This is a genomic window from Halalkalibacter alkaliphilus (genome assembly GCF_023555415.1).
In the GTDB taxonomy this organism is placed as follows: domain Bacteria; phylum Bacillota; class Bacilli; order Bacillales; family Bacillaceae_D; genus Halalkalibacter; species Halalkalibacter alkaliphilus.
In genome coordinates this window covers 91,341-107,747 of record NZ_JAKRYL010000006.1, presented here as the reverse complement: position 1 = coordinate 107,747, position 16,407 = coordinate 91,341, and the positions used below count along the sequence as shown (strand labels likewise).

The following is a 16,407-nucleotide window of genomic DNA, read 5'->3' as shown; positions in this document are numbered from 1 at the left end:
TTTGTGGTGCAAAAGGATAGAAGGATAGCGATTATTGGCGGTGGAATTACTGGGTTAGCAGCTGCGTATAAACTAAAAAAGGCAAAGGCAAATGGTGCATCTATTTCCTATGATTTGTTTGAAAAGAGTGAGCGACTTGGTGGGAAGATACAGACCGAGCGTGTCAATGGCTTTGTTGTTGAACTTGGGCCAGATTCTTACTTAGCTAGAAAGGACAGCATGACAAGGTTAGCGATAGAAGTTGGGCTAGAAGAGGAACTTCTGTTTAATGATTCAGGTCAAGCATATGTCTTAAAAGGTGAAACCCTTCATCCGATTCCTGGTGGAGCCATCATGGGCATTCCTACAGAGATCAAGCCGTTTTTGCATACAAGTCTATTATCTCCAATTGGGAAACTAAGAGCAGCAGGCGACTTCTTTTCTCCACGTATTACAGCTAGAGATGAGGATATCTCTCTTGGCCACTTCTTTCGGCGGAGATTAGGCAATGAAGTGGTTGATAGTCTCATTGAGCCGTTATTATCTGGGATTTACGCAGGTGATCTAGATAAGCTAAGTCTAAAAGCTACCTTTCCTCAGTTTTTGCAAGTTGAGCAAAAGTATGGGAGTCTCATTCGAGGAATGAAAGGAGCAAAGGCCAAGCAAGCAAAACCGCAAACGGAGGCTGCTAAATCAACAGGCATGTTTTTAACGTTTCGAAGGGGGTTACAGTCTTTCGTTGACGCCATTGAAATGCAGCTTGACTCAGATTCAGTCCATAAAGGTAGTGATCTCATGAAAATAGTTAAGCAAGATAAGCATTTCCATTTGTATTTTAAAAATGGCGAGGAAGCTATCTATGATGAAGTGATCATTACTACCCCGCCTAAGGTAACAGCGAGCTTGCTAGCTGATTATCCATATTTCAGTTATTTAAGTGAGATGGAATCAACAACGGTTGCAACAATAGCGCTTGCTTATAAGAAAGAAAAGGTCATAAATCGACATGAAGGGACAGGCTTTGTTGTCTCGAAGAAAAGTAACCACACCATTACCGCTTGTACATGGACGCATAATAAGTGGCAGCATTCCACTCCAGAAGGGTACGCGCTACTCCGCGCTTATGTTGGACGCGCCGGCGATTCGGCCATTGTCTCGAGATCAGATGAGGAAATAGTAAGTGCTGTCCTTTATGATCTGAAGCAAATTATGACAATTGAAGGAAAGCCGGAATTTTACTTTATTAAACGTTGGCAGGAGGCTATGCCACAATACAATGTGGGTCATACATATAAATTAGCCAAAGTGAAAGAAGACATTGTGCGGAATCTTCCTGGCCTTCATCTTGCTGGCGGAGGGTATGATGGAATTGGGTTGCCAGATTGTATTAATCAAGGAGAGGCAGCTGTAGAACAAATTTTAAATAGGTAGAGAAAAAGCAGGCACTGAAAAAGGATGGTATTCCCTTTTTCAGTGCCCTCTATTTAAGTCCGTATGTTGTTATATGACCTTATTAATGGAATGGAGAATCAGAAGCCCTCTTTTTTCCATTTTAAATTTGAAAATGTAAGACAAGGAGGCGAAAGGATGGAGAACTCAACTGATCAATTGAGTGTAATCGATGAATCTGATCTTCAGTCGGAGCTTCAAGTGATACATTGGATGGTTCCTCCTCATTTTGTTGTATACGACAACCACTCCATACATGACATACTTGAAATAATGCAATATAAAAACAATGATCTAATTGTTATTGATCAGGATCATGTTGTATTAGGGGTCATTACTCAACAAATGGTGAATCGTCTTTATTTAGAAGGGATATCTCCTAATCAAAAACTGGAGGTAGCATGGCTCGAAATATCACCTACTATTTTTCCTGATACATCAATTTTACATATCCCTTTTAATGAACAAGTGATTCCAGTTGTGAATCAAAACGATAAATTAGTTGGCTCTATCAGTACGAGAGAAATGTTCGTTGCACAGGAATTTTTAATAAGTTCGATTCAGCATAATGTGAATGTTATTGATATCATTCTTGATATTGCTTATGAAGGGGTTGCTCTTGTCGATCGAAATGGATTTATCGTAAAGATGAATCAAGCGTATCGAAATTTCTTAGGTATTATTTCAGAAGATGTTATAGGAAAACATGTAACAGAAGTTATTGATAATACGGAGCTCCATCTAACGGCCAAGACAGGCATACCTCAAAGAGGAAAAGTTCAAGTAATTCAAGGTCAAAAAATGATTGTCCACCGCATACCGATTTGGCAGAACAATGAGCTGATTGGCGCAATTGGGATGTTAATTTTTGAAGGAGTTTCAGAGTTGTACCGTATATTAGAAAATGCAACTCAAGCTTCAAAAGAAGACTCTCCATTTTCTTTTATAAGTGAAGAGAAGAAAAAAATTGAAGTAACGCCTTTGAACACATTTGATAGAATTCTAGGAGTTAGTGATGAAATTAATGCATGCAAAAGACTTTCAAAGAAAGCAGCTAGGACAAACGCTACGGTACTGATTACTGGAGAGACCGGAACAGGAAAAGAAGTGTTTGCCCAAGCTATTCATCAATCTAGCGGAAGGTCGCAAGGGCCCTTTGTTGCTATTAATTGTGCAGCTATCCCAGAAAACCTTCTTGAATCAGAATTATTTGGGTATGTAGAGGGGGCATTTACAGGGGCGAAAAAGGGAGGAAGTCAAGGGAAGTTCGAATTGGCTAATGGAGGTACAATTTTTTTAGATGAGATCGGTGATATGCCAAAGCATATGCAAACCAAAATTCTTCGTGTGTTAGAGGAGAGAAAAGTGATGAAAGTCGGAGGGAATCAGGAAGTTCCTGTCAATGTTAGAGTCATTGCAGCAACGCATCAAGCTTTGCTTGAGAAAGTAAAGGCAGGTTCCTTTAGAGAGGATTTATATTATCGACTTAACGTCATTGAATTAGAAATTCCTCCATTAAGAAGACGTCGTTCGGATATTCCAATATTGTTTGCTTATTATTTAAAACAATTTTCTCTTGAAAATAAAGTAGAAGTGAAAAAGGTCGATCCAACTGCTATGGAAAAAGTCATGTCATATGATTGGCCAGGTAATATTCGTCAACTCATCAATACAGTTGAACAACTTAGTGTTTTAGTCGATGGACAGATAATTAAAACGATACATTTACCTGCAGCTATTAGAGATCAGCAAAAGGTAATGGTAGGTCAGCCGCTTAAAGTTGAGCGAATTGAGAAAGAAAAGCTCACAATTGAACAGATGTTAGAAGAAGTAGGCGGGAATAAGTCAGAGGCAGCTAAGCGATTAGGGATTCATAGAACAACGCTTCACAAGAAAATGAAGCAGTATAATTTAAAATAGTGTAGCAAAAAAGATACATATCTATATAGGGTGTATCTTTTTTGCTACACTATTTTCTTTTCTATTTCTTTGAATATGGCATATTTTCAACAATTGAAAAGTTGGCACGAATTTTGCATTACTGAAATCGAAAAGCAAAAAAGGAGGAATCAAATATGAATGTAGCGGCAGTCCACTTGCCAAAGAGTATTTTCTACGGTCAAGGAAGCTTTGAAAAAATCGGAGAAGAGGCGGCGAAACTAGGGAAAAAGGCACTGATTATTAGTGATTATGTGATGAGAGACTTAGGGAATTTAGAAACTTGTCATACATATTTAAGCGAATCAGGTGTTGCTTTTGTTGATTTTTTAGAAGTTGCGAGTGAACCAACGGATCAATACGTTTACGATGCACTTACTTTAACGAAGACAGAACAATGTGACGTTATTATAGCGTTAGGTGGAGGCAGTTGCATTGATACGGCAAAAGCAGTGGCGGTGCTAGCAACAAACGATGGAGAAATTAGTGATTACATGAATTTGAAAACGTTAGCAAAGGTCAAGCCTCTGCCGCTAATAGCTATTCCTACTACGGCTGGTACCGGATCAGAGGCAACTGATGTAACGGTTATTACCAATACGAGTAATGATGTAAAAATGATGATTAAACAACCGGCATTTATGCCTGAGATTGCCATAGTTGACCCTGTATTAACGATATCGTCACCCAAAAATACAACATCTGCAACTGGAGTTGATGCGCTAACTCATGCGTTGGAAGCATATATCTCAAGAAAAGCACATCCATTTACAGATCACATGGCTCTTTCGGCAATTAAGTTAATTACAGAAAATTTATTAACAGCTTATCATAATGGTTCTGATCTAGAAGCAAGAGATAAGATGATATACGGTTCAATGCAGGCTGGAATTGCATTCTCAAATGCTTCGGTTTGCCTTGTGCACGGGATGTCTAGACCAATTGGCGCATTATTCCATGTTCCTCATGGCATATCAAATGCGATGTTATTGCCTGCTGTCTTAGAATATACAAAAGATTCATGCGTGATGCGTTTAGCGGAAATAGGACGTTTTTTATACCCAGAGATGAAAGGGTTTACAGATGAAGCAATGGCTGACCGTGTAGTAACAAATATTCTAGAGTTGTGTCAAAGCTTACATATTCCTAATTTAAAAGCGTGGGGTGTAGATGAAGCGGAGTTTGAAAGTGTTCTTGAAAAAATGGCAAAGGATGCTTTAGATAGTGGAAGTCCAGCTAATAACCCTAAAGTTCCTACAGAAACAGAGATCATTTCTTTATATCGTCAAGCTTATGTGTACGAACATTCATTGAAGAAGGTATAATGGACACTTTTTAGGGGGAGAAAAAGATGTTGAGCATGATTGGGTTATTTGTCGCACTAGGTCTTCTAATCTTTTTAACTATGAGAGGGATTAACATCATTGTTGCAGCATTGCTTTGCTCGATTGTACTTGCTATAACAGGAGGGTTAAACCTAAATACAGCAATGGCTGGCTACTATATGGATGGGTTTACAGGTTATTTTGCTAATTGGTTTTTGATCTTTCTTTTAGGGGCCATTTTTGGAAAGGTCATGCAAGATACTAAATCAGCAGAATCCATTGCCGATTGGGTAAGTCGGACAATGGGACCTCAATGGGCGGTTTTTGCAGTTGTAGGTGCCTGTGCCATTATGACGTATGGTGGTGTGAGTTTATTTGTAGTTGGATTTACCGTTTACCCAATTGCTGTTTCATTATTTAGACTAGCTAATTATCCACATAGGTTTATTCCTGCAGCCTTAGTTTTTGGATCAATTTCTTTTACAATGACATCACCTGGGTCGCCTGAAATTCAAAATTTAATTCCGACCGAGTTCTTTGGTACGACACCTACAGCTGGTGGCTGGGTCGGAGTTTTCACAGGGGTTTTCATTGCGACAGTTGGTGGATTGTGGTTACGATTATTAGTTAGAAAAGCAATAGCGAATGGTGAGGTGTTTGAATTACCAAAATCAAGCCCGTTCTACTCTGCAGACAAAGCTGAAGATGAGATAGCTGCTACAACGGAGAAGAAAAACTTACCAAATCCATTTTTTGCTATTTTACCACTTGTTATTGTAATTGCAGTACTAAATATTCTTTCTTTCTACATGCCGCCAAAGACGGCAGCTCTTGTTGCGTTAATACTTGGTATTTTAGCAGTTTGGGGATTTAACTATAAATTTGTTCAAGAGTATTGGCAGTCATTAGCTGTAGGTACACAAAATTCACTTGTAGCCATTGCCAATACGTGTGCTGTTGTAGGTTTTGGAAGTGTGGCAGCCCAAGTATCTGCTTTTGATACATTTATTAATGCTCTTGTAAATATTTCAGGACCTCCGCTACTTGGCTTAGCTATTGGAGTTACGATTATATGTGGACTTACCGGCTCTGCCTCAGGTGGTCTCGGGATTGCTCTTCCTCTATTGGCGCCGATTTATTTAGCGAAAGGGATAGATCCTGGTTCTATGCACAGGGTTTCAGCCTTAGCATCTGGTGGATTAGATTCCTTGCCACATAACGGATATGTGGTAACAACGGTTAGGGCGATCTGTGGTGAAACACATAAGAGAGCTTATTTACCGATATTCTGTGTAAGTGTTATTCTTCCGACAATTGCGCTAATTTTAGCGATTGTATTATATTCTTTGTTTTATATTTAAATAAATGAGAAAAAGGAGTTTTTGAAAATGACAGTAACAACAACAGCAGTATTAAAAAATTATATTAATGGTGAATGGGTTGATTCTACATCATCTGAATATGAAATTGTTCCAAATCCTGCAACGGGTGAAGAGATTGCTCGTGTTCCGCTTTCTACAAAGGAAGATGTGGATCGTGCTGTATTAACAGCGAAAGAAGCTTTTAAAACATGGAAGAAGACTCCCGTGCCAAAGAGAGCTCGTATTCTATTTAAATATCAACAACTTTTAATGGAAAATTACGAAGAGCTTGCAACTTTAATAACGAAGGAAAATGGTAAGTGTTATGATGATGCGTATGGGGAAGTGCAAAGAGGAATTGAATGTGTAGAGTTTGCAGCGGGTGTACCTAGTTTAATGATGGGGGAAATGTTACCTGATATTGCAACTGGAATTGAATCTGGTATGTATCGTTATCCAGTCGGAGTAATTGGTGGAATTTCTCCATTTAACTTTCCGATGATGGTTCCTTGTTGGATGTTCCCATTAGCGATTGCTTGTGGAAATACGTTCGTGTTAAAGCCGTCTGAGCGCACGCCGTTACTTGCTGAGCGTTTAGTTGAATTATTTACAGAAGCTGGCTTACCTAAAGGTGTGCTGAGCTTAGTTCATGGGGCACATGATGTTGTAAATGGATTACTTGAGCATAAAGATGTCAAAGCCATTTCGTTTGTAGGCTCTCAACCAGTAGCTGAATATGTTTATAAAACAGGTGCTAGTTACGGGAAGCGAGTTCAAGCTTTAGCTGGGGCGAAAAACCACTCGATCGTTCTTGCTGATTGTAATATGGAAAAGACGATTCAAGGAATTGTTGGAGGGGCATTTGGAAGTGCAGGTCAACGTTGCATGGCTACGTCAGTCGTTGTTGTAACCGAAGATATTGCGGATGAACTTATTTCTAAATTAAAAGAAGCGGCAGATCAGTTAGTTTTAGGTGACGGATGTGATAAATCTGTGAATCTAGGGCCGGTTATTCGTCAGTCTCATTTAGATAAGGTCAACAAGGCGATTGAAGAAGGCATTCAAGAAGGGGCAACGCTTGTGCGTGATGGTCGTCCGGATGGCCAGGATCTTGACGGTTTCTTCTTAGGAGCAACGATTTTTGACAACGTGACGACAGATATGAATATTTGGAAAAAGGAAATCTTTGCACCTGTTTTATCTATTGTTCGTGTGAAAGATTTAACGGAAGCAATTGAAGTGACGAATGAGTCTGACTTTGGGAATGGCTCTGTATTGTATACTGATAGTGGAGCAGCAGTCCGTCAGTATCGTGAAGATATTGAGGTAGGAATGCTTGGTGTCAATGTAAATGTGCCAGCGCCAATGGCATTCTTCCCATTCTCTGGCTGGAAAAATTCATTCTATGGTGATCTTCATGCAAATGGAAAAGATGGAGTGAACTTTTATACAAGAAAGAAAATGCTAACTTCACGTTGGTAAGATATTAAAAAAGGCGACTAGCTTGATAAAAAGCTAGTCGCCCTTTTTTAGTTCCATTTTTCAATGCGCGAGATTCGCTCTTGGTGTTCTTGTTCGTAATCTTGTTGTCTAACAATTTTCTCTAATTCTTTCCCGGTATATTTGCGTTTCTTTATTGTAATCGTAAATAAAATAAAATGAAATGTCATAGATGCCTCCTAAATAGAAATTTTAGTCATTCAGGTGAGGCCTTTCACCTGTTCATACCAGCCTTGTAAAACAATCCCTTTAAGAAAAATCATCGTCATTACCTCCTTTTTAAATTTTATTTGGTTTTATTGCATAAATTTGTGAATCTGTTGATTATGGTACTCTTCTAATTTCTGTTGTCTAACTAATCGTTCAAGTTCTTCTCCAGTATATTGTCGTCTTTTTATAGAGATTGTAAAAAGTAAAAATGTAAAAGTCATTTGATCACCGCCTTTCTATTTCAAAGATAAGCAAAAGCTATTCCTATTTTTGGAAGTTGGATTAGAAACAAAAAGCCACAGGAAGACGATCCTGTGGCTAGATAGATATCTAAAAAAGCCACAGGTATACGCTCTACCTGCGGCTTGAAAAATTAGCTTCCTAATAGAAATTTAACAAACTTCTAGTTTGAGGCTAGCAGGTTTTGAACGCATGATATATGAAGATAATGTAGGTGTAAGTAATCCTTTAATCATTTTGTTCAACCTCCTTTGCTCTCAAATTTGTTTTCATAAGGAATTATATCCAATGTTTGGTAAGTTGTAAATATAAAATGTGAATTTTTTTTGCCTATTTTATAAAAGGGTTGACAAAAAGACAAAAACCGCTCAAATCCAACAGGATCTGGGCGGTTCGTATTTTTATTGATTTAAGATAGCCTCTAGACGAGAAGTATCAACAAATCCAGTAAGGTCTGGGTCTTTATCCATGAATTTCAATTCATAAGAAGCATCTGCCCAAGCTTGTAAAGCATCTGGGTGTGTTTCTGTTGTAACAGCCATACGAGTCCAAGCTTTTTCAAGAACGGTTTCAGGTAGACGGTTTTGTGTTAAATCAAAAAGATGATCGTTAATTGTTGTTAGTGTATCCTCTGTATTCTCTTGTGTGTAATCAACGGCTTGCTTATGACCACGTAATACAGCATCAACAGCTTCAGGATTTTCTTCTAAGAACTTTTTAGATGTAACGACAACAACACTTGCTAGTTCTTCACCTAAGAAAACATTATTCCATTCTGTAACGACATTAGCATTTAGCTCTTCTACAAGGTACGTGCCCCAAGGCTCTGGTGCAGCTGCAGCATCAATTTGTCCTTGCTCAAACATAGCAACCATATTCGCTGGAGCAATCCGTGATTGATGTTCTACAGTTCCACCAACACGGTTTGATTCTAGACCAATGTCTTTTAACATCATTTCAAGCTGAACATTGTGTGTGCACCCATTTCCTGGCGTACAGAACGATTTACCACCAAAATCTTCAAGTGTTTCAATACCAGAGTCCTCACGAGAAACAATGAGTGTAGCTCCGTTAGCAGCAGCTCCAAGAACAACGATATCTCCACCAGTAAGGAAGTAGTTAATAGCTGGACCTGGTCCAACGTATCCAACATCTAGATTCCCTGTTTCAAGCGCTTCGATGAAGTCATTTCCATTTGGGAAGTGGGTATACTCAGCACCTCTTTCGCCTAATTCATCGTCAAAAAATCCTTTTTCTTTCCCAATAATAGCAGCGGCATGGTCAAGATTTGGAAAATAACCAATACGAACATCGCTTTCTGAGTCTGAACCACTCGTACTACCTGCACCACACGCAGTTAATGCCCCAAGCACTAACGCAATACCAGTTGCTTTCAACCATTTTTTCATCGTCTTCTCTCCCTTTTTAAAAGTTAATTTTTATTTATTTCGCATATCCCCAACGACTAAGTACTTTCCGTTCAATTGGATTAAAAATACAATACTCTACAATAAGACCAATAACAGCAATGATAATCATAATGGCAATGACTAATTCCATATTAAAGAAGTCACGAGCATCTAGAAGAGTACGGCCAAGGCCACCTCTTCCTAGAAGTTCTGCTGCCATCAATGCACGCCATCCAAATGCCCAGGATAAACGAACCCCTGTAAGAGCGGATGGTATGGAAGCTGGTATCATTACTTTCCATATTAATTCATAGCCTTTGTAGCCCATTGTACGTGCGGCTCTAATTAATAGTGGCTGAACATTTTTAATTCCCATTCTAACATTCATCGTCATTGGCCACGTTCCCCCAAGTACAATCACAAATAAAATGGCTGTTGTTCCGCCTTGAAACATAACTAAGGCTAACGGCAACCAAACGATACTTGGTACAGATTGCAAAGCAACAACAAGTGAACCAAGTGTTTCATCAGCAATTTTAGAAGTAGCTAAAATAATACCAAGAATGGAGCCGATGATAACAGCTAGGGCAAAACCTAAGCCAATACGTCCTAAACTTGTTGTTAAAGCAACTGTTAAGATCCCGGTCTCGAAAAAGCCTTTATAAAGCTCTACAAATGAGAGAAGGGGGGAAGGGAACATCCTTGTACCAAAGACATCAAGTTTATATATTATCTCCCATATCGCGATGAGAGCTGTAAAGAAGAGTAGCCTTCTGACTATGGTAATCATCGCCCATTTCCTCCTTCATCACTTTCTCAATTTCCCCTGCTAGTTGTTTACTAATTTTATCTTCTAATGAAGCAAAAGCTTCATCAGATGGTTTTCTAGGACGAGCAAGAGGAACGTCAAAAATATTAATAATTCCACCTGGTCTTACACCCATTAAAACAATTCGATCTGATAATAAAATAGATTCGCGAATGTTATGGGTAACAAAGATAATGGTTTTACCAGTTTGTTCCCAAATGAATTGTACTTCTTTATGAAGCATTGATCTTGTTTGCTCATCTAATGCTCCGAACGGTTCATCCATTAATAGAACTTCTGGATCCATTGCTAAAGCACGTGCAATGGAAACCCGCTGTTTCATTCCACCGGATAACTCGTGTGGATATGAGTCAACAAATTTACTAAGATGTACAAGTTTAAGGTATTCAATTGCCCGTTCTTTTGCTTCTTTTTTGCTGTAACGCTTTTTAATTCCGAACATAACATTATCTAGAACGGTCATCCAAGGCATAAGTGCAGCTTCTTGGAAGACTACTCCTCGGTCGACGCCAGGACCTGTAACTTTACGTTCACCGACTAATACAGAACCAGTGCTTGCTTGATCTAGTCCAGCAATGATATTCAATAATGTTGATTTTCCGCATCCAGATGGACCAAGTAGTGATACAAATTCACCTGATTTTACATGTAGATCAATGTTATCGAAAACAGTATAGGAAGTTTGTTCCTCTTTATTCTCAAATGTCTTTCCTACACTAGCAATTTTAACGTCTGACATGGTATCCCTCCTCATTCAAGGAATTTCTTTACAATTCATAGTAATTTAGTGGGTTTTAGCTTTTATTAAGTATATGTAGAAGTTTGTCATCTGTCAATTATTTTCTTAGATTTCCGAGTTGGATAGTGAGGATTAGTATTGTACAATATTTAATAATAGACTGAATAAAGAGAACATGGTTTCTATTCCTTACTTTGTGGTAAGATAATCCATGTAATGAAAAGAGCGATTCTTATTTTAATGGAGGACAAGGGAGAGACTGAAATGGATAACCAATTAGATGTCTTAAAGGCGCTTAGGCAAACACGTCATGATTGGTTGAACGTTATGCAGTTAATAAAAGGGAATTTAGCACTTAAACGATACGATCGCATTGAAGAAATTATTGATCAAGTGACACAACAATCGATTTGCGAGAGCAAAATTTCAGAAATACAGGCAGTTAGTGTTGTGTATTTTCTTTTAACGTATAATTGGTTCAGCAGTAAACTGAAATTAGAAATAGATGTTGCAGGTGACGTCTTTTCACTTGAAAAAGATGAAGTTCGTATGTTGCGATTATGTGAGCAAATTACGGAGAAACTAACAGAAGGGTGTTCAACAGAATCAGAAAATAATTTGTTGATTACATTTCTTTTCACAGATATTGAATGTAAAATAACATTTGATTTTCAAGGGTCATTACAAATGAAAAAGGAAGATTGGCTTGAATTTTTAAGTGAATGGGAGCCAAACGTAAAGCTAGTGGAGATGGACGAGTCTGAATGTGTATTAGTCGCTAGGTTTATGAGAAGTTGAGGTGAAAGGTATGTTTGTAGATAAGGTAAAAGTATACGTAAAAGGTGGAGACGGTGGAAATGGACAAGTCTCTTACCGTAGAGAGAAGTATGTACCTGACGGTGGCCCAGCAGGTGGAGATGGCGGTCGAGGTGCAAGTGTCGTTTTTGAAGTAGAAGAAGGATTACGAACGTTAATGGATTTCCGTTATAAGCGTCATTTTAAAGCCCAAAGAGGTGAGCACGGAAGACCAAAAAATCAGCACGGAAAAAACGCAGATGATATGATTGTCAAAGTACCACCGGGAACAACCGTTATTGATGATGCAACTGGTCAAATTATTGCAGATTTAACCGAACATGGACAAAAAGCTGTCATCGCTAAAGGTGGTAGAGGCGGACGGGGAAATACTCGTTTTGCTACACCGGTAAATCCTGCACCGGATATTGCTGAAAATGGAGAGCCTGGTCAGGAACGAGATGTTGTGCTTGAATTAAAGGTTCTTGCTGATGTCGGGTTAGTTGGCTTTCCTAGTGTAGGTAAGTCGACATTGCTTTCAGTAGTCTCTGCAGCTAAGCCTAAAATAGCTGATTATCATTTTACTACGATTACACCGAACTTAGGGGTCGTTGAGACAGAAGACAATCGTAGTTTCGTTATGGCTGATTTACCAGGGTTGATTGAAGGTGCACATGAAGGGGTCGGGTTAGGCCATCAATTTTTGCGACATATAGAACGAACGAGAGTGATTGTTCATGTAATTGATATGTCAGCACTTGAAGGTCGCGATCCATATGAAGACTTTTTGATGATTAATGATGAGCTGAAGCAATATAACATGCGATTACTTGAGCGACCGCAAATAGTTGTAGCGAATAAAATGGACATGCCCGAGTCTGAAGAAAATTTAAAGATCTTTAAAGAAAAGCTTAACGGACAATATCCTGTCTTTCCAATATCTGCAGTGACAAAAAAGGGGTTACGTGATCTCTTAATAACAGTAGCTGATAAGATTGAAGAAACCCCAGAGTTTCCTCTCTATGAAGAAACGGAGGAGTCTACTCGCGTTGTCTATCGTCATGAGAAAAAAGAAATTCCATTTGTAATCACAAGAGATGACGATGGTACATTTGTATTATCTGGAGCAGAGCTTGAACGATTGTTTAAAATGACTGACTTTTCTCGTGATGAGTCAGTAAGGCGCTTTGCAAGACAAATGAGAGGAATGGGCGTTGATGATGCTCTTCGTGCAAGAGGAGCTAAGGATGGAGATCTTGTTAGGATCATGAAATTTGAGTTTGAGTTTATCGATTAATACAGACTATATAGAAAAACTGTCTCTTCTATGGAGACAGTTTTTTACTGTAAAAAGACATATTTGTGTTGTCAAAAAGTTTCGTCAATTCTATAATGATACATAGCTCTTCGTTGAAAGAAGGTGAATACGATATATGACAGCAAGAAAATCATTTTATCTTGTACGTGAGGATATGCTAACAGAAGCAATGGAAAAAACGTTAGCTGCTAAAGAGCTGCTGGAATTAGGTAAAGTGAAGAAGATTAATGAAGCTGTTAATAAGGTTGGGCTTAGCCGAAGTGCTTTTTATAAATATAAGGATGGAATCTTTCCTTTTCATAAAGTAGTGAAGGAAAAAATTATTACCCTTTCGATTATATTAGTCGATCGCTCTGGTTCGCTTTCACAGTTACTAGGGAAAGTCGCTGAGACAGGTGCAAACGTATTAACAATAAACCAGACAATTCCCTTACAAGGGAGGGCTCATATGACGTTATCAATCGATACGGAGCCAATGAAACTAGATTTAGATGAACTTATGGAGTGGCTTGTAGGATTAGAAGCAGTAGAAAAGGTGGAACTGGTAGGAACTGGTTCATAGGGAGGAGTTTGGACAACATGAAGATCGGTTTTTTAGGACCAAAAGGGACATTTACAGAAATGGCGGCGAGAGGACTATTTGAAAAAGGGGACTTCCTTCCTTTCCGGACCATTCCTTCGTGTATGGATGCAGTTGCTACGGAAGAAGTACAGGTTGCTGTTGTACCTATTGAGAACGCAATTGAAGGCTCTGTTAATATGACATTAGATTATTTAATTCATAAACAAAGGCTACCAATTATAGGAGGAATCACAGTCCCAATCGAGCAGCATTTATTAATGAACCCTGATTATCAAGGTAGTAAAATTGATAAAATAGTATCTCATCCACATGCGATTGCTCAATGCCATGAATTTTTACAAAACTATTACCCGGATACTGAATGGGAATATATGAATTCGACAGGAGCGGCAGCTGAGTATGTAAAGAACCACCCTGAATTAGCAATTGCAGCAATAGCTAATGAGAGAGCTGCGCAAGAATATGGGTTAAAGATGGCTCATACAAATATACATGATTTTGAGAACAATGGAACAAGCTTTGTCGTTTTAAGTAAAGAGCCACTTAATGTTTTATATGAAGGTGCGAATTTTATGGAAGACAAAACGACATTAATGGTGACGTTGCCTTCAGATTATTCAGGTGCACTTCACCAAGTACTGTCGGCTTTTGCTTGGAGAAAATTAAACCTAAAGAAAATTGAATCTAGACCAACGAAGACAGGATTAGGGAATTACTTTTTTATTATCGATGTTGAAGGTGCAATGGACGATGTTTTAATACCAGGGGTAGTGTCAGAAGTCGAAGCCCTCGGATGTGGCGTCGAAATTCTTGGAAGTTATCCATGTTACACAATGGCTAAAAACAAAGCGAAATCTTTTTAAAAATCTCTTTTAGCAAATTCGAGGAAAGACCACTGAAAAAAGCTGTAAAACGTTCCTTTTTCAGTGGTTGGTAGTTGAGAAGGAACCGGCATGCTCTTAGCTGGTTCTTTTTTTTATATGATCAATCATTTAAAATAAAGCCTTTTTCATTAAGAGCCTCGATTGCTGTATCAAGTTGATTAGTGCTATCTCCTTCAATTACATGAAGATGAACTCCATCGGTCAATTCAGATAACAATGAGGATTGAGTTTGCTCAACTTTTTTACAAAATGCTTCAACATCTAAGCGAGTGGAGAGCATGAGTGAAGCGGTAATTTCACCGTAAATAGCATGCTCGACAATAACTTGTTGGACTGTTACGCCATGGTCAACTAAAGTAAATAATTCTTCTTTCGTTTCAGCTGGAGAATGCTTGCAAGCGATAATTCGATTCACTTTTGGTGAAGGCGTTTGCTGAACGTAAATATATCCTTGAGCGGTTGCAATAATTGGGTGCTTTTTCGCTTTTAGAATTGAAATGTCTTGGACGATAACTTGTCTACTTACATTTGAACGCTTTGCAAGCTCTCCGCCCGTGAGTGGCTCCTCACTGCTAGACAACCATTGAATAATTAACTCTCTTCTTTTGTCACCTAATATTTTTTTTCCATCATTCACTTCCATCAAACCCCTTAAATTCTAACAATATTTGTTTAAACGCTTTAATAAATTTTATAACTTCATCTTCAGTCGTATAGCGGCCAAACGTGATTCGAATTAGTTCGTGAGCTTCATGGTGTTTCCGACCTAAACTAATTAATGTCCGAGGTGGAGCGCTCTCTCCTACTCTACACGCAGAACCGGTCGAAATAGCAAAACCCTTTCGGTTAAACTCGAGCATCGCGAGCTGACCTTCAATGCCACTAATTCGCAAGCTTATGTGAAAGGGAAGACGCTCAGTTGGATGTCCTTCAAAATAAATGTGGCGATTGCCTTTAAATTCATCTACAACTTTATTTCTGAATGCTAGTAACCGTTTCATATCTGATGGAGCTTGGGGGAGATACTCTTCTATTGCCGCTGCAAATGCTGCTATACCGGGAACATTGACTGTCCCTGCCCTAAATCCACTTTCATGAGTTGTGCCGTGCAAAAAAGAAGACCAAGGAACCTGTTTATTAAGATAAGCGGCACCTACTCCTTTTGGTCCATAGCATTTATGTGCGGTAATGCTGATACTTGTCAACACGTCAATAGGAATAGGCAGTTTTCCAAAAGTTTGGACGCAATCACTATGAAAAAGTATATCATTATCAGCTAAAAAAGACCCAAGAGCCTGTAAGTCTTGAACGGTCCCAATTTCACTGTTGGCATGAGCAATTGATACTAAAATGGTGTCTTGTGTAATAGTGGAGGCTAGTTGTTCTATAGTAACTTGTCCGAATTCATTAACTGGGACAAATAAAATAGTAAATCCAAAATTCTTTAAATAGTTCATTGCTTGCAGGACCGAGTGATGTTCCCCTTCCGTTGTAATGATTGTTTTTCCTTTCTGCTGATGGGAAAAAGCTAATCCTGTTAAAGACAGAAATGTCGCCTCTGAACCAGAACCAGTAAAGTATATTTCATTGCTATTTACATGTAGAGCATCGGCAATCGTCTTACGGCTTAAAGAAAGAATATCGTCACTTTCTAGCCCGTGATTATGCAAACTACGACTATTAGCAAAAAAATCAGTCGCAACGCGGTTATACGTTTCTAGAGCATAAGAGGACATGGGGGTTGTTGCACTATAATCAAAGTAAATCATGAAAAAGACCTCCTCACTAGCCAATAATTCCCTATTTAATCAAAAAAAAGCGCTTGTCACAACTCTTATTTTATGTAAA

16 protein-coding genes are annotated in these 16,407 nt (G+C 38.7%); 9 read left to right on the top strand and 7 right to left on the bottom strand.

Annotated features, from left to right (window positions below; genetic code table 11):
• Nucleotides 1-3: 3 nt before the first annotated feature.
• The 5 genes from hemY to MF646_RS07545 all read left to right on the top strand — a co-directional run bounded on the left by hemY (nt 4) and on the right by MF646_RS07545 (nt 7,534).
• Nucleotides 4-1,410: a protoporphyrinogen oxidase gene (hemY, locus tag MF646_RS07565; RefSeq protein WP_250095887.1), complete on the top strand. Its 1,407-nt coding sequence runs from the start codon at nt 4-6 to the stop codon at nt 1,408-1,410.
• 156 nt (nt 1,411-1,566) lie between these two features.
• Entirely contained in the window at nt 1,567-3,348 is a 1,782-nt protein-coding gene (locus MF646_RS07560; protein WP_250095886.1) for a sigma 54-interacting transcriptional regulator, read from the top strand.
• A 155-nt stretch (nt 3,349-3,503) separates the two neighbouring features.
• Entirely contained in the window at nt 3,504-4,691 is a 1,188-nt protein-coding gene (locus tag MF646_RS07555) for an iron-containing alcohol dehydrogenase (protein ID WP_250095885.1), read from the top strand.
• Nucleotides 4,692-4,717: 26 nt separating this feature from the next.
• Complete coding sequence (locus tag MF646_RS07550; RefSeq protein WP_250095884.1) at nt 4,718-6,052, top strand: GntP family permease; 1,335 nt, start codon at nt 4,718-4,720, stop codon at nt 6,050-6,052.
• A 27-nt stretch (nt 6,053-6,079) separates the two neighbouring features.
• Entirely contained in the window at nt 6,080-7,534 is a 1,455-nt protein-coding gene (locus MF646_RS07545) for a CoA-acylating methylmalonate-semialdehyde dehydrogenase (protein WP_250095883.1), read from the top strand.
• Nucleotides 7,535-7,581: 47 nt separating this feature from the next.
• On the opposite strand, the gene MF646_RS07540 is transcribed toward MF646_RS07545, so the two are convergent.
• The 5 genes from MF646_RS07540 to MF646_RS07520 all read right to left on the bottom strand — a co-directional run bounded on the left by MF646_RS07540 (nt 7,582) and on the right by MF646_RS07520 (nt 10,979).
• Nucleotides 7,582-7,722, bottom strand: a complete 141-nt coding sequence (locus MF646_RS07540; RefSeq protein ID WP_250095882.1) for a YrzI family small protein — start codon at nt 7,720-7,722, stop codon at nt 7,582-7,584.
• 126 nt (nt 7,723-7,848) lie between these two features.
• Nucleotides 7,849-7,983: a YrzI family small protein gene (locus MF646_RS07535; RefSeq protein ID WP_250095881.1), complete on the bottom strand. Its 135-nt coding sequence runs from the start codon at nt 7,981-7,983 to the stop codon at nt 7,849-7,851.
• A gap of 420 nt (nt 7,984-8,403) precedes the next feature.
• Nucleotides 8,404-9,411 (bottom strand): aliphatic sulfonate ABC transporter substrate-binding protein, encoded by a 1,008-nt coding sequence (locus MF646_RS07530; protein ID WP_250095880.1) that lies wholly within the window; start codon nt 9,409-9,411, stop codon nt 8,404-8,406.
• 34 nt (nt 9,412-9,445) lie between these two features.
• Complete coding sequence (locus MF646_RS07525; RefSeq protein WP_250095879.1) at nt 9,446-10,201, bottom strand: ABC transporter permease; 756 nt, start codon at nt 10,199-10,201, stop codon at nt 9,446-9,448.
• Nucleotides 10,134-10,979, bottom strand: coding sequence for an ABC transporter ATP-binding protein (locus tag MF646_RS07520; protein WP_250095878.1), 846 nt, complete (start codon nt 10,977-10,979; stop codon nt 10,134-10,136). The genes MF646_RS07525 and MF646_RS07520 overlap by 68 nt, the downstream gene beginning before the upstream one ends.
• A gap of 264 nt (nt 10,980-11,243) precedes the next feature.
• On the opposite strand from MF646_RS07520, the gene MF646_RS07515 reads away from it, so the two are divergent.
• The 4 genes from MF646_RS07515 (at nt 11,244) to pheA (ending at nt 14,538) form a co-directional block, all read left to right on the top strand.
• On the top strand, nt 11,244-11,777 hold the full coding sequence (locus tag MF646_RS07515; protein ID WP_250095877.1) for a Spo0B C-terminal domain-containing protein: 534 nt from the start codon (nt 11,244-11,246) through the stop codon (nt 11,775-11,777).
• Nucleotides 11,778-11,787: 10 nt separating this feature from the next.
• Complete coding sequence (gene obgE, locus MF646_RS07510) at nt 11,788-13,071, top strand: GTPase ObgE (RefSeq protein WP_250095876.1); 1,284 nt, start codon at nt 11,788-11,790, stop codon at nt 13,069-13,071.
• Nucleotides 13,072-13,207: 136 nt separating this feature from the next.
• Complete coding sequence (locus tag MF646_RS07505; RefSeq protein WP_250095875.1) at nt 13,208-13,654, top strand: ACT domain-containing protein; 447 nt, start codon at nt 13,208-13,210, stop codon at nt 13,652-13,654.
• A 17-nt stretch (nt 13,655-13,671) separates the two neighbouring features.
• On the top strand, nt 13,672-14,538 hold the full coding sequence (gene pheA, locus MF646_RS07500; RefSeq protein WP_250095874.1) for a prephenate dehydratase: 867 nt from the start codon (nt 13,672-13,674) through the stop codon (nt 14,536-14,538).
• Between the two features lie 121 nt (nt 14,539-14,659).
• On the opposite strand, the gene MF646_RS07495 is transcribed toward pheA, so the two are convergent.
• Together MF646_RS07495 and MF646_RS07490 are read right to left on the bottom strand one after the other, a co-directional pair.
• Nucleotides 14,660-15,202, bottom strand: coding sequence for a transcription repressor NadR (locus MF646_RS07495; RefSeq protein WP_250095873.1), 543 nt, complete (start codon nt 15,200-15,202; stop codon nt 14,660-14,662).
• On the bottom strand, nt 15,189-16,328 hold the full coding sequence (locus MF646_RS07490) for an IscS subfamily cysteine desulfurase (protein WP_250095872.1): 1,140 nt from the start codon (nt 16,326-16,328) through the stop codon (nt 15,189-15,191). The genes MF646_RS07495 and MF646_RS07490 overlap by 14 nt, the downstream gene beginning before the upstream one ends.
• Nucleotides 16,329-16,407: the final 79 nt, after the last annotated feature.